The sequence below is a fragment of the Sinomicrobium halophytocola genome (assembly GCF_052983395.1).
On the sequence record NZ_JBRKIT010000040.1, the window covers coordinates 58,020 to 78,913 of the forward strand.

Consider the following 20,894-nt stretch of genomic DNA (forward strand, 5'->3'; position numbering starts at 1 on the left):
GTTTACTTCCCATTTCGCTGTGGCATTTGCTGTGTTACGGGGATCTCCCCTTTCAACATTTTTGCGGCTTCTCCCGTGAGCCATAGATAATGATCGGAAGGCACCCCATCCATATCAATAAATTCTGCATGTTCACTGACCGGAGGATTATCGGAACCTTTAAAAATAGCTGTCCCTTCATTGACTTCATCAAACATAGCTACATAGAGCATCCGGACACCTGCATTCAACGCGGTCTCAATCTGTTGCCAGTAAAAACGGCCTCCCTGCCGCGGAATAGAGCCGGAAGGTTTGATATCATCCGGAAATTCGAATCTGCTCAGGTTATGCCAGCTAAAGCCCGGGTAAACAGAAGGCACATAGTCAACCCCATTGGGTTCGCACCATTTTAAATCCCCGATAATCAGGTCTTTGTAACGGTCCATGTCGCTATGGAGAAGCGGGGTAAACCGCTGTACCATCCACGGCAGTACGATATCGGCCTGTTTTATGATCTCGTGTAAATAGGGATCGCTAACACAATCTGCTTCGAGAGTCCTCCAGAATGTGGGTACGCCCAACATGACACTGCAACCACCATATTCCGGATCATTCTTTAAAAAATCAATAAACCTGCCGATTCCTATATTCCGGATATTATACGGACGATCCGGAAAACCAAGCCCCCAAATAGCAACCAGAGGTTTCCTGTTGTGATGCAGATAGGTATGGGTTCCCTTCTGATTGGTAACCCTTAAAGAATCTACCAGGAACTTCCAGTCTTCAATCAAAACCGAACAATCTTCTCCCCTGGCGTTCAATCCCGACAGGTCATACATTATGGCAATGGCCCTGTTCTCCTTCGAAGCGGCGGAAAACGCATCTTTCAAAATTTTGGTCGCCGTTTTGCTCCTACGCTTTGCAGGATGAAAAAAACGTTGCATAAAAACACCGTCCAATCCGTACTCCGTCATCCATTTAAAATGCAGGTCCACGGTACTTTTATCATCCGAACTGAAAAACCGTGCAGTACTTCCATTGGCCAGTTTCAGGCCGGTAGGATAGGTTTTTTTATACTCACTTACATCGGGCCACATATCAATTCTTATATTTTTTTCATCTGGGTACATTTTTCCTTCTTCCTCGCGAAACCACCCCTGGTAGCCCGCCATAACCAGCCCTTTATAGGTCGGATAATTTGTGGAGCCGGTATGTTTGGTTTGAGCACATACAATAGCCGGTACAAAATGATATAATAAAAAGGCCAGGGCCACATTTTTGATTGTTGTCTGCATTCGTTTTTATAATTTTAAATTTTTAGATATCCAGTTGTAGACCGCGCCTACCAGGGCAGCTTTTTCGCCAAGGCAGGCTGTTATTACAGGTATTTCCAATCGATGCTTTTTCAGTATTTCGATAACATCTGTTAAAAAATACTGCTCTGCTTTTATCATGTTACCCCCGATAATTATCATCTCGGGGTTTCTCATTTTTACAAATTGCAAGATAAAAGCCGCCAGGTTTTCACTAAAATGCCTGAAAATATTTACAACCTGCGGATGTTTGCCAAACCGGTCCAACAAATCCTTTAAATCCTTTACTTTTTCCCCGGTAGCCTGGTAAAAGCTGTTAACAAACCACCTCGTACAGAGATAATCTTCTGAAATCCCTTTTCCAAAGGGAAATCTCCATAAACCTGCGTCAAAAGCCACTCCGTCTATGGTGTAAGCCGAACCCAGGCCGGTTCCGAGGGTGAGCCCTATTACAGATCTTACTTTTTCATGTCCTAAAAACAGGAGTTCCCCCTGTAAAAAGCCAGCTGCATCATTGACAAAGTCAATCCGGTCTTCCGAAATATTCAATTCTTTAGCTAATAATTCTTTAATATTCAAATTATACAGCCTGTCATATTTTTCCTGACCTTTCATATAGCTAATCCCATTTTTATAATCAAACGGGCCGGGTATGGCAATTCCCATATAAGTGTTACCGGGTTTTCTGAGTGTATTATGAATGGCACCTGCCCAGTTTTTAATTATTTCTTCGGTACTCCCATGTGGATTGACCCGTTGCCTCTGATATGAATCGGGTTTATATTTTCGCGTTTTACTATCCACTCTTGCCACGGTAATATGGGACCCCCCAATATCGACACCTATATAGTCGAATTCATTGTGATTCATAGATCTTTTAATGGTTAACTTCATATTGTATCTATCATAAGCTATATACACTATCGATTGGGTTTAACAGAGCCATAGCCTGAGTCTCCGTGAAACCAATTGGAGGCCTGCCCGGTAAGCCAGAGGTAATGATCTGAGGGCAAATTCTGCTCGATCCCCATAAATTGCAAATCGCCATTGAGAGGTACTTCGTTTTCGCGTAAACATTTAAAGATGGCGGTGCCTTCGTCTACTTCGTCAAACATCGCCACATATAAGGACTCCACGCCGGCTTGCCTGGCACCGGCTACCTGTTTCCACAGGAAATCACCTTCTAACCGCGGGATTGAATTGTATAGCGAAGGGTCGTTATTCATATTGCCCCAGCTAAATCCGGGAAACACCAGTGGTACATAATCAATGTTGTTTTGCCGGCACCATATCACATCTGCTACCATCGTGCCGGCCACCTCGTTGTAGTTGTCATTATTATAGCGCCCTACTGCCCAGGGCATAATGATATCCACTTTTCGGATGAGTTCATGTAATTCAGGATTATTTTCGGTATCGTTTCGCAGTTCCCGCCAATAATAGGGCACCCCCAGCATAATAGACACTTTGTTTTCAGGGCCTTTTAGCCGATCAACCAAATCGTTTACTTCGCTGATGGAATATTCCCTGCCATCGTTAAAGCCTACTCCCCATATGGCCACAAGGGGTTTGCCATTATGCCTGAGATAGGTGGGGTGTTTCACATTGTTAAACAAGTCAAAGGTTTCTTGAAGTTCATTCCAATCTTCTTCCAAATAGGCCACGTCTTCACTGTTAGACCCGCTAAGGTCATACATCACGCTGATGGCGCGTTCGTATTTCTTTGCCGCTTTTAGCGCATTGGACAACACTTGGTTGAAATGCCTTTTCCCCGCCTCATTAGAGGGTTTCACTTCCGCTATAAAACGCTGCATATGTACCCCATCCAGCCCATATTCCTGCATCCATTGGAAATGAAGGTCTACGCTCTCTTCGTCATACGGGCTGTATAAATAAGCATCAGAACCGTCAGTAAATTGAAAAGGTGATTTGTAAGTTTTGGTGTATTCACTTACATCGGGCCAAAAATCTATAGTACTAGTCCCCGGCTCAAAAGTGTTCCCCTGTTGGTAATGGTACCAACCCCGGTTGGAGCCATCTCCTTCAGCCGCAAACCACCCCTGATATCCAGCCATAACCAGCCCTGTATAGGAGGTATACAGGCATCCCGTTTCGTCGTAAACGGTTTCTGATACCTCTTGATTTTCTTCTTCCGCAGCGGGATTGTTGTCATCTGAACAGGCAAACGACAAAAAACAAGCACTCGCCAAGAAAATTCGATTAATCCATTTGTCATATGATGTTTTCATAACTATTCTGCATTATTAGGTACTTCCACTTTAACAATCTCGGTATAATTATATTTGCGGTTGGCATCGTTTACATTAGCCCCAAGGCGCACATGATAGGTATATCCTGCTTTTACCGGGAGGGGACCGATGGTGTACACCCCACTGGTTTCGGCATCACCTACCTCTTCTGCCCACGATTTGTTGATCTGAATCCGTTGATTAGAATATTCACCGATATCGATGTTATTGGTTGCACCGCAAAAAGTAGTAAGACTCAAAAATGGCTTGATATCCACAAGATTGGGCAAACCTGTACGGATCGGGGCATTCAACCGGCATTTCATCGTCAATTCCAGTCCGTCCAGTTCCACCTCAAAGTCTGTCAATCTCAGATACGGAATAACCGTAAAGTCTTGTTCCGTATCTCCGTCCAGGACAACACCTCTTATGGTATCCATAGGCCAGAAAGCCCCTCCATAGGGTAACATATCATAGGTACCTTCAAATAGTTTACTGTTGTTATAGGACCCGTCTTGTTTTACCGACAAATTCTGAGGGTTAGGTTCGGATGCTGTCCAGGTCCTTTCCCATATCCGGATATCCCACTCATCTTGCGAAGTAAGTAAGTTCTCGCTGGTGTACGAATCAATTACGCGCCCGTGAACCCGTGCATCCGGCGCCTCCCAGTTGTCGGTCTTTAAACATGAGGAAGCCGACATCAACGTTACTCCTAATAGTATGTATATTATCTTCTTCATAATATTCGTATCAATAGATTAATTAATAAAGTGGATTCTGTGGTAGCAAATTATTGTTCTTGGCAATCTCTCCCCATGGAATCGGCTCGTAATAACATTGTTTGGAAGCTGTCCACTCCCTGTTCCACCTATTATCTTCATCCAGGTAAATATATTTTTCTTCATCTGCTACATAATAACAGCTAAGCACGCGGTGCCGGAACTGATTCAACACCTGGTCGGCCGTACGCCAGCGACGAAGATCCCACCACCAATGGTTTTCACCATACAGTTCACGCTCGCGTTCGTCGCGGATGAACTGCAACGATTTTTCAATCTGATATGGATAATTGGCTTTATTGATGGTACCGATATTCGTGGTGGTCATATCTATTACCGGACGAACCTCCTCGGCACCTGCACGATCGCGGATCATTTGAACGTAATCAAAGGCCCGGTTCCGTTGACCCAATTCGTAAAGCGCTTCTGCAGTGTTCAGGTAAATTTCCCCCAAACGGAAAACCACCCAATGCTGGTCGCTGCGATATACCTGAACATCACTTGTAGACATATCCGGGTTCATGTATTTGCGAACAAAAGCTGCACCCCAGCCATTATTTTCACCGCCCTGGTCTTCAAAATGCCCATGCGCCCCGGTGATGTTAAGGATCTTGCCATCAATTTCAGTTGTCCAGCCCCGGCCGCCTAAAATACGGTTGCCGTTGCTGTTAATCGGAGCGCTATTACTTCCCCTCTGTATATCGGTAGCCAGTCCATCAAAAGTTCTGTAGATACCTCTTTGTATGCTAAAGGTCTTTCCGCGTAATACATCTCCATCAAAATACATGGTTCCCCGCATACGCGGTTCCATGCCTTCACGGATATCACTGCGGCTGTCAAAACGAACCGGGGTACCGTCAGCATCGGTGTATACCGGCATATCATACAATTTCATAAAATCCAGCGGCGGATAGCTCTCCGAGCCTACAAACGACGACATATCGGGGCTAGGTGCCATGAGTGCATCGTAATTATGACGCAGGCGATTGCCGTCGGGTGAGGTGAAGTCGTAGGCTTTGATGAAAATCGACTCGGGAGATGCCGGGTCCAGGAACAGGTAAGCAAAGTTGGTTGCCTTGTCCGGGTAATCCTTGGTGTACAACGAATAGGGGCCCGATTCGACAATTTCTCCCGCCTCTACACAATATTGAAAAAATTCGTTGCCCTGTGAGGAATCCATCCCTGCCAGACCTTTCTGTGTGGCAGCTTCATTCTGGAACCCGAGGTATTGCGTATACTTGGCAATGGAGCCTGCATACAGCATGGCTCGAGACATGAGCGCCGCGGCAACATATTTATTAGCACGCCCCGTTTCACTGGTTTCATTCATGTTCTCTACTGCAAATTTCAAATCTTCATAAATAAATTTCCACGTATCGTACTCGGTATTACGCGACACATTCAGTTCTTCTGCATCTCCAAAAGGGTCTTGTACTTCTTTTACAATGGGGACACCCCCATAGCGTTTGGCCAAACCAAAATAGAAGTAGGCCCGTAAAAAATGGGCTTCGCCCAAGAGGCTGTTATATTCGGCTTCTCCATAAAGTTCGGCATAATCGGGAAAATTCTGGATAAAAGTGTTTACATCGCGAATGCGATCATACGGCCAGTAACCGAACCCGTCGTTATCTACTGATACCCAGGTATTGAAGAACTCCCCACTCATATTTCCCAGACTGTTTTTCCCCGTCTCCCAGTAACCGCTTGGGCGATAGCTCCCCGGATTGGTACCGTAATACAGAAAATCTTCAATAGGAAGGTAATTGTATATACTTACGAAGTATCTCTTAACCCCTACTTCAGTACCAAAAAGTTCTTCTTCTCCCAAAACTCCTTTTGGTTCCAAGTCTAAGTCTTGGCAAGAAAAAGTAAGTCCTCCGAGAAGTACGATATATATTAAAATCCTTTTTTTCATCTGTTAATATTTTATTGTTTCAATGGTCAGATGGAATGCCCCGATTATCATATCAATTGGTTTGATAAATCCGTTTATGGACATTTCATAATTGTTCTTTCTTTAGAATTTAATGTTTGCACCAAGAGTAAATGTTTGGTTTACCGGGTAATTATACATTTGTATGGCATCGGTAGAAGCACCGCCCGCTATACCTGGCCGTTCAGGATCTGTATGTTCAAGACTGGTAAACGTCAGCAAATTATAACCGCTCACATACAGCCTAAAAGTTTTAATCCCTGCCTTAGACACCCAACTGTCCGGCAATGTGTATCCCAATTGCGCTGTTTTCAAACGCATGTAGGAGGCATTTTGCACTGCGTTGGTACCGGTACGGCGGCCATCGTGCCCCGTAACAGGGTAATATCCGGGAACCCATTCCGTATCTGGATGAAAATAATCTGCATTTGGGTCTGCCGGATGCCACCGATCCATGAAATACGACAAGGTGTTTCTTCCCCCAAACGGCACAGGCTCCACCAACAGCTCCCCGTATTGCACATAAACACCGTGTGCTCCCTGGAAATCCAGAGCCAAATCGAACCCTTTCCACGAACCGCCAAGTGAAATGCCATAGTTAAAGACCGGAAGCCCGTAAGTAGCTATCGGGTGGGTATCATCGCCATTTATCACCCCGTCTTCGTTCCAGTCGTTCAAATACCAGTCCCCGGGTAATGTGTTTTGCCCCGAGGGAAGATGGAAGTCGCGAATTTCATCGATACTCGTAAACATACCGGCAGATTCGTTACCCCACCAAATATCGGAGTACCGGCCACTGCTGCGGTTTCTCCAGTGATCGTAAGAGTTGCTCGCAGGGGTTTCTAACCAGTCGGTCCGCATATGTTTGGTAGCCGAGATTTGCCCATTCACATAATAAGAAAGGTCGTTCCACTGGTTTTGGTAATTCAATGCCACTTCATACCCAAAATTACGGTCGCTATTCAGGTTTTCCTGTGGCAGGGCTGCCCCCACTGTTGCAGGAATTACCGCCCCGCTACTCGCCAGCAATCCGGATCGGTCGCGCTTAAACACGTCAACCGACGCATTCAACTTGTTTTTCAGCACACCAACATCCAGGCCCAGATTATAAGATTTAATGCGATACCAGGTTAAATTCGGGTTCGGAATAGCCGAAGGTAAAACACCACCGGTAAGCGTACCATCGTAAATCCATCCAACTTCATTCGAGTTCAGGTTATAACCAAGGGCTGGCGGATAGTTACCGGCCGAACTGTCATCGCCCATCTCGCCATACGAAGCCCTTATTTTCACGTTACTAAGAAAATCGAGATTATCTTTGATGAACTTTTCTTCACTTATCCGCCATGCTGCAGAAAGCGATGGGAAGAAACCGAACTGGCTTCCTTTCGGGAAGCGGGATGAACCGTCGTACCGGAATTTAAAGGCAAACATATATTTACCTGCATAGTTATAATCTACCTGACCGATTAATGACCTACTCGCGCGGTCGCCTACACCACCGCCTTGCCCGCGCTGGTTTTCTGTTTCACCAGCAAACAGGTATTCCGAGTTGATCAATATTTCACGATATGCATTAAAACTATCCCAGGTATTGTAGGTTTCTTCATAGATCAAAAAGTTATTGAAGTTGTGCTGGCCAAATGAATTTTTATAGAACAACCCCAACTGCATATCGGTATCAAAATTGAAATTGACACCCCTTGTAACATTCGAAGGCGTATTTCTTTCAATCAGGTCATACGTATCGTTATCCGGAGCATATTGATACATGGTATACGCCCTACTATAATTTTTATAGTCGGGGACGCTTGCTGCATAATCGTATAATACTTTGCCCGACAACCCTTCTACGCCAGGGATATCGTATTCCAGTGTTAAGGTCCCGTTGAAACGGCGATCCCGGTTCAGATTATACCCCACGTAGTCTGCATCGGTCCGGGCAATCATGTTCCCTTCGGGGATTAGGTTTGTATCGCCGTTCAGGTACTCCGGGTTGTCGTTGGCATAAAACGGTGCATCGGGACGCATGAGCCACACTTCTTTATAGGTGTCCCAACCGGCCCTGCTCGGCTGGGTGGTATTCACCATAAATCCGCCCAATGACACCCTTGCTTTCAGGCGTTTGGTAATCCGGGCATCGATATTGGTACGCAGATTCCAGCGGCTTGAGTTGAAATCACCACTCCTAAATGCACCTTCCTGTTTTGAATACCCCAGGGTGAAATAATACTGTAATTTTTCATTCCCCCCTCTTACGCTCAGGTTATGTTCGGATTGCGGGGTAGATTCACGGAATACCTTGTCCAGCCAATTGTAAGAGTGTTTGGTACCATCGTAGTAGGGCTGAAATACTTCTTCGGCAAATATCGGGTTTTGACGGACCAAATAGTTTTTTCCAAAATCCTGCCAGTTCGATTCATTTCTCAACGTCATATAATCAACCGCATCGACGCCTTCCGGAACATAGAGGAACTGTTGCAAGGAAGCACTGACACTATAGCTGATATCCACTTTCCCATCCTGAGATATACCTTTTTTGGTAGTTACAAGGACTACCCCGTTAGCAGCACGTAACCCATATATAGCGGCCGTACCGTCTTTCAGCACCGAGACACTTTCGATCTCTTCAGAACTCATCCGCGCAAAATAGCCTTTGTCCCGTGGAATACCGTCTACGACAAACAACGGGGTCCCCATACCACGGATATCTATTTCCGTGTCGTATGCTCCGGGCGCACTACTTTTCTGGACGACACGTACCCCGGGCACTTTACCGGTAAGCATATTGAGCGTATTTTCATTCTTCGTACGCACCATGTCCTCTCCTTTAATCTCGGACACAGCACCCGTTAACGTAGCCTTTGTCGAGGTCGTATATCCAACAACAACTACTTCGTCCAGGCTTTCTAAATCCGGTTCCATGGCAATATCAATTTCCGACCGGGTTCCAACATTTACACTAACAGACCTATAACCTACGTAACTAAATTCCAGCACAGGATTATCTGAAACAGATACATCCAGGGAATACTTCCCGTCAAAATCGGATACTGCTCCCGTATTCGTATTTTTCAATACTACCGAAACTCCCGGCATGGGCACTCCGTTTTCGTCTATTATTGCTCCACTTACATTTTTTTGACCTGGGCCGTTTTGTGCCAGTAGGCATAAATTTGTCGTCAATAATAATATTGCCGCTAAAAACATTTCAGTAAACCTCACGGATTTACCGTAAATTTGAATTTTTGGTTGGTTTAATTTCATAGATCAATTAGTTTAGTCTTCATAAAGTTTTAATTGGTGGTTGTGTTAAAAGAAATGAACATATAGCACTACATCGTTTTAGTAGACTTTTTTAATCTTAAAGCTGATTTTAACTTTCTATATATTTTTAAAGTAAAAGCCAGATAAATGCCGGTAAAATTTTGATAACAAATAAAGGAGAGAGCTATTAATTAAATCATAATTAACAATAAAAAAAAGCTTAATAATTAATTAATTATCATTAAAGTGATTAAAATAGGCTTCAATTTTTATATTTTAATCAATTTAAATCCTAAAATTCAATTATATGATTAATTTTATTCCTTGAAATATCATTCAGCCTCTGATCAGACTAAGGACTTAGCCACTGTTTAATTTTTTTAGGGCGACTAACTCATCTATTAAAACTGTGAAGATTTTCAAATTAATATTTTGTCTTATATCCATACTATTTCTATCCGTAAATACCTATGCCCAAAACTATTTAAATGAGGGGCTTTACTTTTCATCTCATGAAGTCATTCAGGATCATCGTACTTCTCTGAATATTACCCCTAACTCTCCCCTTTTCCTAAAAAAGGGATTCTCGCTTGAATTTAGTGCCAACTTCAGAAAGGGTGACGGTTATTATGGAGATATTGTCAGGGTTATCGGGGACAATGAAGTTAATATAGATTTGGTATCGAACCTGAACACTGATGAAGCCAATTTCTGGCTGGTGGTCAAAGACAGTATTCTATTTACAGTGAAATGGGATGATATCCCGGACGGTGCTTTTGATCAATGGATAGATATCAAATTAAAAATTGACCCCAGGGATTCCTCGATCACTCTATCTTTTAACGGGCATAAATTATATAAAAAAACAAATATAATTTCGGAGATTAGCCTTTACAATATAATATTCGGTGCCAGTAACCTGAAGCCTTTTATCACAACAGATGTCTGCCCGATGACCTTGAAGAATATTAAAATATTTAACCGTAATTCCAACTTGATCCGGAACTGGATACTCGGCAAGCATTCAAAAAGCAATAAAGTTTACGACGAAATTTCGGGAGCAGAGGCCACCGTATATAATCCGATCTGGAAAATTGACCAGCACTTACATTGGAAGAAAAGAAACGAATACACCTTTAATAAACTGGTAGGCATTGCCAAGGATGACCTTCACAACCGGCTTTTTTTTGTAGATCCCCGGGCGGTATATGTCTACCATACAGAAACCAATAAGATAGATACATTAAGATATTCGGGGCAACCTTATTTTTGTCAGGGCAATACCATCATATATAATAAATATTCCGATGAATTATGGTCCTATAATTTTGACAATGACATTATAAATATCTTTAATTTTAAAAACAAACAATGGAGTATTAACCATACCGAGTGTCCGGAAACAGATTACTGGCATCACAACAGGTTGATCTCTCCAAAAGACAGTTCCCTGATAACCTTCGGCGGCTATGGCCACTACCGGTACAAAAATGACCTCCAAAATATTCATTACGGAAAACACTGGACCGATACTGTACTTCCAGATTCCATAACACCTCGTTATTTAAGCGGTACAGGGGTGTTGGACAATGAACATTTTTTGATTTTCGGAGGGTATGGAAGTAAAACAGGGAGACAGGAGGTAAACAGCGAGTATTACTACGATTTATATGCCATCGATCTCAAGGATTTCAGTACACAGCAAAAATGGAAATACCCGGCACCGAAGAATACGCCTTTCGTTCCACTGGAAACATTGATCATTGATAAAGACTCCAGGAGTTTTTATACTCTTGTATATAATAACACTAATTACAGTTCTAAGTTAAACCTTGTAAGATTTTCCATTGACCATCCCGAACAAACGATTTACCAGGATTCCATCCCCTATAATTTTCTGGATGTACGATCCTGGGGCACTTTATTACTTAACAGTCAGAAAAATAAATTAACGGCTGTAACATCAACGGACAATGCTGTCAAACTGTATTCCCTTGCTTATCCACCCCTGCTTGACAAAGATGTTTTCCAGGAAGATCCGGGCAGAGGTTCAATAGTAAAATGGACAGGGATTACTGCCATTCTTGCTATTATAATACTCATATTTTACTTTATTGCACAAAAGAGAAAGCGAATCAGATCCCAACAACAAAATAATACCAGGGAACCATACCTGCCTAAAAAGTTCATTTCGTCCAATAGCTCCAAAAAAAGAATATCCGCCATTTACCTCCTCGGAGGGCTACAGGTTTTTGACAAGGAAGGTCAAGACATCACTGCCTTATTCACCCCAACCTTAAAATCCCTGTTCCTATTAATTTTACTTTATACCACAAAAAACCAAAAAGGTATATCTTCAATTAAACTTACTGAGATCATCTGGTATGATAAAAATGAAAGCAGCGCGAGAAATAACCGCAACGTTAACATCAGGAAATTAAGGTTACTCCTGGAAAAAATAGGAAATATTGAGATCACCAATGACAATACCTACTGGAAAACTGTCATGGGTGAGAATGTCTATTGCGATTATACCAATGCCTTATGGACCCTCGATAATTTAACCGACCACTCTGAAGAAGAAACCATTATAAAATTAATTCAGACCGTATCGCCCGGTGAAATTTGTCCGGATATACAAACGGAATGGATGGACAGCTTTAAAGTGGATTTTTCCAATCGCCTGATCAATGGCCTGGAATATATTACCAAATCGGAATCGGACCCCAACAAACTCAATACCATTGCAGGCTGCATTTTGAAATATGACACTTTAAATGAAGAAGCCCTAATTCTAAAATGCAAATCACTATATCGCATGGGAAAAAAAGGTCTTGCCAAACAGAGTTACGACATTTTCAGAAAAGAATATGAGACTTTGCTCGGAACGGAGTTTACCAAACCTTTTATAAAGATCATTGAATGAATTTGATGTGCTTATTGCTTTTCTGTTTTCCCCCGTCCAATACTTCAAAGTACCACATGACCGAGCACTGGAATGGTACGGATCTACCTGGTGTGGAAAACCGTATAAGCTTCCCCTTTTTTCTAAAGTTACATAGAATCAGTTCTATAAATAATAGGTGTAAGCCAGGACAATTCGAAAAATGAAGTCGCCGGAAAATTCCCCGTCCTTCAGGTCCGGTATCTAGACATGGATTCGGTAAGACCCGATCCCGACCAGTAAAGTACATTTTTTTGTAACAAATTTGGCAACCATTTGTTACAGGTAGTAAGAGCTTCGGTTTCCCTGCCTGACAGCATACCATACCCAAACGCCTGCTCAACGTACATCACCCTGGCACGCCAGCTCACCCAGATGTAAGAAAAGCAGTTGGTGTTCATGGTCATGGTAAACAAATAATTATTGGTCCATCCAAGTAGAAGTTCCTGAGACAAAAGTATACTACCCCTATAAAGGCCAGAATGATGCTACGGTTAATAACATTTAAGCATTTGTTAATTGTCATAAGTATCTTCTCCTTTCGTCCGCAAAAAAGCATCCAGGTAAATTGAACATTCATAACTATCACTACTGACACACTCTTGTCATAGACCTGCGCTACTTTTGCATCAACAATTTTAAATAGTATTATTATGAATCTTCTTTCAATTAGAATTATCACAACAGAAGTAGAACAGTTAGTTGGTTTTTACGAAAAAATAACCGGATTAAAAGCAATACGACACACTAAAGAGTTTGCTGAATTGAAAACGGCAACGGCAACATTGGCAATTGGCAGTACTAAAACGTTACAACTATTCGGCGGCAATGATGTAGCAAAAGCAGCTCAAAATCGTACAGCTATTATTGAATTCTTATCAAAAAGCGTGGATGATGACTATGCCAGGTTAGGAAAATTAATCGGGCATCATCTTGTACAAGAACCAACCACAATGCCTTGGGGAAACAGGTCACTTTTATTTAGGGATCCTGATGGAAATTTAGTTAACTTTTTCACTCCTTTATCACCCGAAGCAATAGAAAGATTTAAAAATAACATTAAAAAAATTTAAAAGCACTACAGCTATCAGCTAAAGCTTCGTTGCGTCCGCAGGGAGGGTGTAAACTGAACTCTGTCTGAATAGATTTTAATGTCTAATTATTCATTTTATTCAGACAGTAAATTATGAGTAGTAAAGCAGAATCAGACTTAGAGAGAACGGCCCCTACTCCACTACTTCCTGCCGGACTTTTGAGCAAAGGCCTGGCAAATCTTCTCCTGGGCCATTTTTAAATGGGAATTGACCGTACTCGGATGAATATTCAGTTTTTTGGCAATCTCTGTCTGTTTGTAGTTGTCACACAGCCAAAGCCGGAAAACCTTCCGCATTTGCGGGGGGAAGGTATCTGTAATTTTCAGAATAGCAACGAACATCCCTTTTTTTTCTTCCTCGTCCTCTGCAATGACTACAGGATTATAATGCGGGGTGATTTCGGCGTAAAAATCTAAAAACCCGAGTTCGTCTGTAATACCATGGGACCTGAAAAAGTCGATACAACCATTTTTTACCGCGGTATATACATAAGGTTTTAGGGAAGGGCCTATTTCTATTTTGTCTTTATCCACATTTTTCCATACCCGGATAAAAACCTCCTGGACGATATCCTCGGCGACGGCCCGGTTAAAACAGATACTATAGGCATATTGTACCAGCTTATCGTAGAACTGGTTATAGAACTCCTCGAATTTCCGTTCCTGTATTTCCTTTGACAAGTCAGCACTCATAACTATGCAATTACAATATTAGACTTCGCGAATGTATGATCAACACATAAGATGAAAAGGTAAATACAGATAAGGATCAGGGCCTGGGGGGTTAACCATAAACAATATTCAAACATAATCCAGTTATACCTCAAAACCATAAGTACCATTATACCCTGAGATCCGTACCGGGAAAAAAGGTATAAAGGGGGTATTACCGTACGTGCGGTTTCCTTTACGATGGCACTGTTTTCCATGTGACCACCAGTTAAACAAAAAACTCTATGTACTCAGTGGGAAAGACGGGTAGTTGTCCCAACACCTGCTTTAGGGATGCGCAGGGGCCCACGTATAAAAACCTTACAATAGCTTAAGAAGATTGTCCTTTTTCAGAACACAACACCTCACTTCATGGCGGTTTTGACTGGGGATGCCTCTGATAAACCCTCTATAAATGAGGATTATAAGGTTTTCACACTATTTTTAGGTATCGGATTGAATATTTCAAAGTTAGTAATAATTAAGGATATTCAACATAAATACTTATATTTTAAATTATCAACAACACTACACGCAATTAAATGTATTAAAAACAAATAATAGTCGATTTTATTATTAAAACCGACATTCTTCATCAAACCATGATCAGTCAGCACCGGGCCTTATGGAAACACTACGTAAAAACGCCCGGGGCGGTTTTGTTGTTTACAAAATTTTTAAAACCCTAAAACCGGACTTCAACCGTTTTATACCGGGTTCCCTCCCTGTGGAGTGGTTTGCCCGGGGCTAATATAAACATTTTTTTTAAATAATGGATTATAGTCCATTGACAGATTGCAGAATAATCGAGCTCTTTGTAGCGATGAAAGATTCCCTGGCGGATATAGAAAATTATATTATACAGCGGGTTAGAGAAGAACGGGAAAAACGCAATATTTCCCAGCACGACCTATCGCTGAGCCTCGGCATGGGAAGTTCTTTCATCAGCCATATCGAAGCGCCTTCCAAAAAAGCAAAATACAACATTAAACATCTGAACGCCATTGCCAAGATACTGAACTGTTCTCCCAAAGATTTCTGGCCCGACGAACCGTTATAGGTTGATTTTCAACCAAAATAAAAACCCTATCCTCAATTAGGCTATTCAAGCCGCAAACCCTTTTCGTATATTTTTAATTCGGCCCTATCCGGGCCATGCATGACCTGCCCGGTTCATAAAGCAGCCGGTCGCCCCATGCCGCATTCATACCAGCGGCAATGATCCCAGTAGGGATCAGCTATTGCCCTTTCCCCGCCTTACGCTGTACACCTCGGCACCTTTTTTAATTGACCTCCCCGTAAATTGCCATACTACCCGTTTTTCACATCCGGATCTTTCCTTTTAACCCGTGATTTTGTCCGTTTCAATAGAATTTTCATTTCACTTGGTTTCAAAGAAGCCTAACCTTGTCTAAAAATAAAAATATGAATTCTGTAAAGTCAATGTTGAAAATAGTGCCTCTGTTAGTCATCTTCTATGCCTGTGAGGCACAAAGCCAGGTTGTCGTGCATCGTCGTGTGGCCGTAGTGAGGCCGAGACCTTATTATTATCCCCATTATTATCACCCGGTAGTTGTAAGGCCTAGGGTCATTGTTCCTTATCCCACCGTGGTAGTTGGTGCTTTACCGCCATCTTATGTCACTGTTTATGCCGGAAATACTCCCTATTATTATTGTGACGGCGTCTATTATATAAAAGATCCTTCCTCCGAAGCGTACACCAAAGCACAACCTGTAGTAGGTACCATAGTCCCCGAGTTGCCCGAAGGACAGAAGAAAATCGTCATTGACGGAAAAACGTATTACCAGTTTGAAGGTGTTATATATAAAAAGGTGACCGTAGAAAAAAAGACGCGCTACGAGGTGGTCAGTGTTGGTAAAATATAGGGTACATATTTAGTTTATTGACTATGATGAAAGAAAAGAACTGGCCTGTTGGTGTTCCGTTTATATTAACGCTATCCTGTGTCGTTTCATTCCCGTTTTTTCTGAGACGGGCTACAGATTCATCTTTTGTAGTCCTATACCCGATACTTCACATTGTGCTGTTCTCATTTTCCTGTTGGTTTTTGTTTCAAAGTCTTATCCGTTTCACCCATAAGAAACTGTGGTACATTTCCTGCTCTGCGATTATTGTGATCTTATTGGGGGCGGGGTTTGATGTGATCGAGGCTCTTTCGGGAATCGATTACAGTGTTGTTGTAGGAACCGAATTTACGGGATATAAACAACTGTTGATGAAAATTTTCAGGGAAATGCTGTTAGGCGGGCTTGTTGCTTTTGTCGTTTATTATCTCGAAATTTTAAAAGAAAAACAACGAAACGCCATAGAGCTCGAACAGTTGAAACAAAAGCAGCTCGAAGCCAATATTTCGTCACTGAAAGAGCAATTAAGTCCTCATTTCCTGTTTAATTCGCTGAATACTTTAAAGTCCCTGATCCGTCAGGACCCGGAAGCTTCCGAAGATTTTGTGGTAAAACTCTCCGAGGTCTATCGTTTTTTATTGATGCACTGGGAGGATCAAACCGTAAGCATTACTGAAGAACTCGGCTTTATAAAAGCCTACAGTTATCTCCTAAAAAGCCGGTTTGGGGAGAATTTTCAGGTACATATTCATATTCCGGAACCACAGCAGAAAAACCTGATCCCTCCCCTTACCCTGCAATTATTGATCGAAAATGCGGTGAAGCACAACATTGTTTCACGTTCGAATCCTTTGACGATTAGTATCACTTCCATTAAAACTCATCTCATAATTAGCAACAATTTTCAGCCTAAAAATTCAATAGAAAGTTCCGGGAATGTAGGTCTCTCCAACATCAATAAACGCTATTTGTTATTAGCAGGGGAAGGCATACAGATTCAAAAACAAAATAGTGTGTTTACCGTTAAGATCCCTATGTTACATTCATTATGAACGTACTCATTATCGAAGATGAAATAGCAGCTGCCAGAGATTTAAAGCACATGTTGATACAGATTCAACCTGACCTGCAGGTACTGGATATTATTGATAGTGTAAAAGATGCTATACTTTGGCTACGGCAGCACTCCGCCCCCGATCTTATTTTTAGTGATATCCAACTGGCGGACGGGCTCAGTTTTGAGATTTTTGAAACTGTTTCTTTGAAATGCCCGGTCATTTTCTGTACTGCTTTTGACGAATATGCCATTCGTGCTTTTGATGCCCATGGCATTGCCTATATCTTAAAGCCTTTTAATGAAGAGAAGTTACGAAAAAGCCTGGAACGTTACCGGCAATTCAACACCATGTTCTCAGATGACCATACTGTTACCTTAAAGGATATTTTAAAGAAGATCCATGTAAGGGAAGGCCCCTATAAAAATAACTTCTTAGTGTCTTTCGGAGAAAAAATGATTCCCTTGGATGTCCATGATATTGCTTGTTTTTACACTGAAAATGGCGTTTGTAGGCTTTTTACTCATCAAAACAAAAGTTACCCCGTCAATTATACGCTCGAACAGCTGGAAGAGAAATTAAATCCACAGCTGTTTTTCCGGGCCAACCGCCAATACATCATCTCGTTTAAAAGCATTGAGGCGGTAGAGCCATATTTCTCCAGGAAATTATTTGTACGAACCGCAGTAAAAGTTCCTCAGCACATCATTGTAAGTAAACAAAAAGCCTCTTCCTTTCTGCAATGGATGGAAGGAAATCATTGAACATGTCATTTGAGCATATACCCGAAGAGCGATTTGAAAAGTAATTCCAAATCGCTCTTTTCAGTTTTAACCTTTTTGTGTCCGTTTCAACTTTCAATTTGTCCGTTTCAGTCTTTTTGTAAGGATATAGCCTTATCATGAAATGCACCTTTGCTCCATAATAAAAATTGAATTATGAGCACAAATGTAAAAAAGCTATGCGGCGTGGTGGTGTTTTTCATCGGCATACTTGCCGCTAAGGCACAAACAGCAGACGCCATTTTAGGACAATGGGAAAACCCGGGTAAAGAGAAACAGATCGAATTCCGTAAAACCGATGATGGGCATTACGAAGCCGTGGCTTTAAAGGAAGGGCAGCCCACCATTATTAAAAACCTATCGTACCGGGATAATGCATACACCGGAGGGAAAGTCTACATCCCTGAAAAAGACACCTGGCTGGATTGTACAGTCAAACTCGAAGGCAAAAATACACTTTTGCTTACCGGAAAAAGAGGATGGTTCAGCAAAACCAAAAAATGGACACGACTTTAAAATTATCCGATATAGAAATGAAGTTCAGTATACTTTCAGGTATCATTTTATTTTTTTCATCGACTGCCTTTTCACAACAAATTCTGGAAGATTATATCCGGGAAGGCCTGGAAAGCAATCTCGGTAATGTAAAATTACAGGCAGATTATCAAAGATCACTTGCCGTTTTACAGGAAGCCCGACGAATGTATGGCCCCCAAATAGATGTTATAGGGAATTACAACAGGAATTTCCAGGAAGGCATTGCCGTTGAAGACCAGCAAGGTCTCGGTGACCTGTTGGAAGATTCGAATTCGGTCACCTTCGAGGATGGTAAATTATATTATCCCCCTAAAAATTTTTATAAGGGCGGGATACAGCTTATGCAACCCGTGTTTGTGCCCGAACTAAAACACAATAAGGCCATGTATACCGCACAAAGCGAAGCCGCCCGGGCCACTTTGGAGGATTTTAAAACAGAGCTGTCGGCTTCCATTGCTATTGCATATTATCAATATTTGGAGAGCATAGCCATGGAAAAAGTATTGGAAGAGGGATTGAAGCTGGCAGAAAAAAACCTAAGCAGCACGGAAAAACTGATCGCCCTCCATAAGGCCACTAAAGATGCCCTCTATAGGGCAAAATCGAATGTGGAAGATGTAAAAAAGCAAATAAGAAACGCTCAAAATACGGTACAAAATAGCAAGTATTATTTCAATTTTCTACTTAATCGCGATGCACATGCCTTGATCGCTATAGATGAAAAACTGCAGTTTGATGCTTCGGCCAGGTACCAGGTCCTCAAAACCGAGGATACGCTTTCTGCTTATAAACTGGAAAATATCAAAAAAAATCAGGAAGCATTGGAAGCCCAGGCCAGGTTGATCAGGTCCAACCATCTCCCGGACGTTAATCTTCAGGCTTTCGGGGGGATCCAGGGGGTTGAGCTCGATTTTGATAATGACAGGCTTAAAATGGCACAGGTACAGCTTTCGCTGAAGTGGAATATTTTCAACAGCGGCACCAATAAAGCCAAATACCGTCAAAATCAGGAGCAACAGGAAAGTTTGCAGGCACAATATCAAATGAAACAACAAGAACTACAAATGAAGGAATTGCAAAATTTCGGGGATATCATGACGCATTTGGAGAATTATGTCTCTGTGAAAAGTACCTACGAGAATGCCCGGATCTATTACGAAACAGTGTACGAGAAATACCTTTTGGGATCGGCTTCCATCCTGGAACTTACCGATGCCCAATCACAACTGCTGAAAGCGCACCAGGATCAGATCGACTGGTACTATCAATTGCACATGGACCAGGCGGCCTATTTAAAAGAAACCGGTAAAACACTATCAATTGTTCCTTACGATGAATCAAAGAAATAAGTATAAGGCCTTCACTGCCGGCCTCTGTTGTTTGCTTTTGGTTTCCTGCGGAAACCAGGAGAAAGAAAAAGAAAATAACATTCCCCACGTCAATACTGTTCATCCTTCCCGGGCCCGACTTTATACCGATGTAACCGTAAGCGGGACCATAGGGAATGAGTCCCAGATCGTGTTATCATTTAAAACTGGTGGGATGGTGGACAAGGTAAATACTAAAGAAGGGGATTATGTAGAAAAAGGCGCTGTCCTGGCCACCTTAAATACAACGGAGCTGGATGCACAGATGCAGCAATCCCGTTTGAAAATAGAAAAACTCCAGCGTGACCTGGAACGCACCCTGGCCCTGGTAAAGGATACCATTACCACCCTGGAACAATTGCAGGACCTGGAAACCAATTTACATGTAGCACAGCAGGAGAAAGCGTCATTGGCTTTTAACAGATCGCAATCCGTGTTACGGGCTCCAAAATCCGGGTTTATTATAACACAACAATTGGCATTAGGGGAGTACAAAACTCCCGGAAGCCCGGCCATTACCATTGGGAGCCAGGGAGATAAAACCCCGGGGCATTGGATATTTACCGCCGGGCTGCCTGATAAAGATCGTGTACTTCTGCAACAGGGAAAAGGAGTTAGCGTCAGGCTGGATGTTTTTCCTGGCGAAAAATTCCCTGGAACCATCATCCAATTGTCATCGGTCCCCAATCCTCAAACCGGGACTTACGAGATTACTGTTACGTTTAATGCCAGGGATAAGCAGATCGTTTACGGACTTACCGGAGAGCTGTTGATCCCCGTTCAGGATGAAAAGGATTGTACCGTATTACCGGTGGAGGCTTTCGTGAGCATGGAGAACCAACAGGGCATTATTTATACCCTCGATCATGGGAACAAGGTAGTTTCGAGGACCGTACACATCACAAAAGTCTTAAAGGATAAAATAGCTATTGAGGACCGGCTTGCGGAGGAAATGCAAATTATTACCAAAGGAAAATTACAGGCAGTTGCCGGCAAAACAGTCCAAATCGTGAATTGAT

17 protein-coding genes are annotated in these 20,894 nt (G+C 42.3%); 9 read left to right on the forward strand and 8 right to left on the reverse strand.

Going from position 1 to position 20,894, the window contains the following annotated elements; all coding sequences use genetic code 11:
• Nucleotides 1-2: 2 nt before the first annotated feature.
• From ACVBDY_RS17120 to ACVBDY_RS17145, 6 genes are all read right to left on the reverse strand, one after another.
• Complete coding sequence (locus tag ACVBDY_RS17120; protein WP_447176674.1) at nt 3-1,274, reverse strand: glycoside hydrolase family 99 protein; 1,272 nt, start codon at nt 1,272-1,274, stop codon at nt 3-5.
• A gap of 6 nt (nt 1,275-1,280) precedes the next feature.
• Nucleotides 1,281-2,162, reverse strand: coding sequence for an ROK family protein (locus ACVBDY_RS17125; protein ID WP_447176675.1), 882 nt, complete (start codon nt 2,160-2,162; stop codon nt 1,281-1,283).
• A gap of 50 nt (nt 2,163-2,212) precedes the next feature.
• Entirely contained in the window at nt 2,213-3,541 is a 1,329-nt protein-coding gene (locus ACVBDY_RS17130; protein WP_447176676.1) for a glycoside hydrolase family 99 protein, read from the reverse strand.
• Between the two features lie 2 nt (nt 3,542-3,543).
• Complete coding sequence (locus ACVBDY_RS17135) at nt 3,544-4,281, reverse strand: DUF3823 domain-containing protein (RefSeq protein WP_447176677.1); 738 nt, start codon at nt 4,279-4,281, stop codon at nt 3,544-3,546.
• Nucleotides 4,282-4,303: 22 nt separating this feature from the next.
• A complete protein-coding gene (locus tag ACVBDY_RS17140; protein WP_447176678.1) occupies nt 4,304-6,235 on the reverse strand; it encodes a RagB/SusD family nutrient uptake outer membrane protein in 1,932 nt (643 codons plus the stop codon).
• Nucleotides 6,236-6,337: 102 nt separating this feature from the next.
• Entirely contained in the window at nt 6,338-9,520 is a 3,183-nt protein-coding gene (locus ACVBDY_RS17145; protein ID WP_447176679.1) for a SusC/RagA family TonB-linked outer membrane protein, read from the reverse strand.
• A 409-nt stretch (nt 9,521-9,929) separates the two neighbouring features.
• Here ACVBDY_RS17145 and ACVBDY_RS17150 point away from each other — a divergent pair, with 409 nt between their 5' ends.
• Nucleotides 9,930-12,446: a hypothetical protein gene (locus ACVBDY_RS17150; RefSeq protein ID WP_447176680.1), complete on the forward strand. Its 2,517-nt coding sequence runs from the start codon at nt 9,930-9,932 to the stop codon at nt 12,444-12,446.
• A gap of 209 nt (nt 12,447-12,655) precedes the next feature.
• Here ACVBDY_RS17150 and ACVBDY_RS17155 read toward each other — a convergent pair whose 3' ends face one another.
• Nucleotides 12,656-12,919 (reverse strand): hypothetical protein, encoded by a 264-nt coding sequence (locus ACVBDY_RS17155; RefSeq protein ID WP_447176681.1) that lies wholly within the window; start codon nt 12,917-12,919, stop codon nt 12,656-12,658.
• Nucleotides 12,920-13,117: 198 nt separating this feature from the next.
• Between ACVBDY_RS17155 and ACVBDY_RS17160 the strand changes: the two genes are divergently transcribed.
• The gene (locus tag ACVBDY_RS17160) at nt 13,118-13,537 is read left to right on the forward strand and encodes a VOC family protein (protein ID WP_447176682.1); all 420 of its coding nucleotides are present in this window, start codon (nt 13,118-13,120) and stop codon (nt 13,535-13,537) included.
• A gap of 161 nt (nt 13,538-13,698) precedes the next feature.
• On the opposite strand, the gene ACVBDY_RS17165 is transcribed toward ACVBDY_RS17160, so the two are convergent.
• Nucleotides 13,699-14,250 carry an RNA polymerase sigma factor gene (locus ACVBDY_RS17165; RefSeq protein ID WP_447176683.1) on the reverse strand — a complete coding sequence of 184 codons (552 nt, stop codon included), beginning with the start codon at nt 14,248-14,250 and terminating at the stop codon, nt 13,699-13,701.
• Nucleotides 14,251-15,040: 790 nt separating this feature from the next.
• Between ACVBDY_RS17165 and ACVBDY_RS17170 the strand changes: the two genes are divergently transcribed.
• The 7 genes from ACVBDY_RS17170 to ACVBDY_RS17200 all read left to right on the forward strand — a co-directional run bounded on the left by ACVBDY_RS17170 (nt 15,041) and on the right by ACVBDY_RS17200 (nt 20,893).
• Nucleotides 15,041-15,328 (forward strand): helix-turn-helix domain-containing protein, encoded by a 288-nt coding sequence (locus ACVBDY_RS17170; RefSeq protein WP_447176684.1) that lies wholly within the window; start codon nt 15,041-15,043, stop codon nt 15,326-15,328.
• Nucleotides 15,329-15,693: 365 nt separating this feature from the next.
• Nucleotides 15,694-16,155 (forward strand): DUF6515 family protein, encoded by a 462-nt coding sequence (locus ACVBDY_RS17175; protein ID WP_447176685.1) that lies wholly within the window; start codon nt 15,694-15,696, stop codon nt 16,153-16,155.
• A gap of 23 nt (nt 16,156-16,178) precedes the next feature.
• Nucleotides 16,179-17,186: a sensor histidine kinase gene (locus ACVBDY_RS17180; RefSeq protein ID WP_447176686.1), complete on the forward strand. Its 1,008-nt coding sequence runs from the start codon at nt 16,179-16,181 to the stop codon at nt 17,184-17,186.
• Nucleotides 17,183-17,953, forward strand: coding sequence for a LytR/AlgR family response regulator transcription factor (locus ACVBDY_RS17185; RefSeq protein ID WP_447176687.1), 771 nt, complete (start codon nt 17,183-17,185; stop codon nt 17,951-17,953). Before ACVBDY_RS17180 ends, ACVBDY_RS17185 begins: the two co-directional genes overlap by 4 nt.
• A 174-nt stretch (nt 17,954-18,127) precedes the next feature.
• Entirely contained in the window at nt 18,128-18,487 is a 360-nt protein-coding gene (locus tag ACVBDY_RS17190) for a DUF2147 domain-containing protein (RefSeq protein WP_447176688.1), read from the forward strand.
• Entirely contained in the window at nt 18,472-19,857 is a 1,386-nt protein-coding gene (locus tag ACVBDY_RS17195) for a TolC family protein (protein WP_447176689.1), read from the forward strand. The genes ACVBDY_RS17190 and ACVBDY_RS17195 overlap by 16 nt, the downstream gene beginning before the upstream one ends.
• Nucleotides 19,841-20,893 (forward strand): efflux RND transporter periplasmic adaptor subunit, encoded by a 1,053-nt coding sequence (locus tag ACVBDY_RS17200; protein WP_447176690.1) that lies wholly within the window; start codon nt 19,841-19,843, stop codon nt 20,891-20,893. Before ACVBDY_RS17195 ends, ACVBDY_RS17200 begins: the two co-directional genes overlap by 17 nt.
• Nucleotide 20,894: the final 1 nt, after the last annotated feature.

Bases quoted from the DNA above. Each gene is read 5' to 3' on its own strand.
- ACVBDY_RS17200 (WP_447176690.1), top strand. From the start codon at position 19,841: ATGAATCAAAGAAATAAGTATAAGGCCTTCACTGCCGGCCTCTGTTGT.
- ACVBDY_RS17120 (WP_447176674.1), bottom strand. From the start codon at position 1,274: ATGCAGACAACAATCAAAAATGTGGCCCTGGCCTTTTTATTATATCAT.
- ACVBDY_RS17180 (WP_447176686.1), top strand. From the start codon at position 16,179: ATGATGAAAGAAAAGAACTGGCCTGTTGGTGTTCCGTTTATATTAACG.
- ACVBDY_RS17165 (WP_447176683.1), bottom strand. From the start codon at position 14,250: ATGAGTGCTGACTTGTCAAAGGAAATACAGGAACGGAAATTCGAGGAG.
- ACVBDY_RS17195 (WP_447176689.1), top strand. From the start codon at position 18,472: ATGGACACGACTTTAAAATTATCCGATATAGAAATGAAGTTCAGTATA.
- ACVBDY_RS17160 (WP_447176682.1), top strand. From the start codon at position 13,118: ATGAATCTTCTTTCAATTAGAATTATCACAACAGAAGTAGAACAGTTA.
- ACVBDY_RS17130 (WP_447176676.1), bottom strand. From the start codon at position 3,541: ATGAAAACATCATATGACAAATGGATTAATCGAATTTTCTTGGCGAGT.
- ACVBDY_RS17145 (WP_447176679.1), bottom strand. From the start codon at position 9,520: ATGAAATTAAACCAACCAAAAATTCAAATTTACGGTAAATCCGTGAGG.
- ACVBDY_RS17175 (WP_447176685.1), top strand. From the start codon at position 15,694: ATGAATTCTGTAAAGTCAATGTTGAAAATAGTGCCTCTGTTAGTCATC.
- ACVBDY_RS17125 (WP_447176675.1), bottom strand. From the start codon at position 2,162: ATGAATCACAATGAATTCGACTATATAGGTGTCGATATTGGGGGGTCC.
- ACVBDY_RS17190 (WP_447176688.1), top strand. From the start codon at position 18,128: ATGAGCACAAATGTAAAAAAGCTATGCGGCGTGGTGGTGTTTTTCATC.
- ACVBDY_RS17135 (WP_447176677.1), bottom strand. From the start codon at position 4,281: ATGAAGAAGATAATATACATACTATTAGGAGTAACGTTGATGTCGGCT.
- ACVBDY_RS17185 (WP_447176687.1), top strand. From the start codon at position 17,183: ATGAACGTACTCATTATCGAAGATGAAATAGCAGCTGCCAGAGATTTA.
- ACVBDY_RS17170 (WP_447176684.1), top strand. From the start codon at position 15,041: ATGGATTATAGTCCATTGACAGATTGCAGAATAATCGAGCTCTTTGTA.
- ACVBDY_RS17140 (WP_447176678.1), bottom strand. From the start codon at position 6,235: ATGAAAAAAAGGATTTTAATATATATCGTACTTCTCGGAGGACTTACT.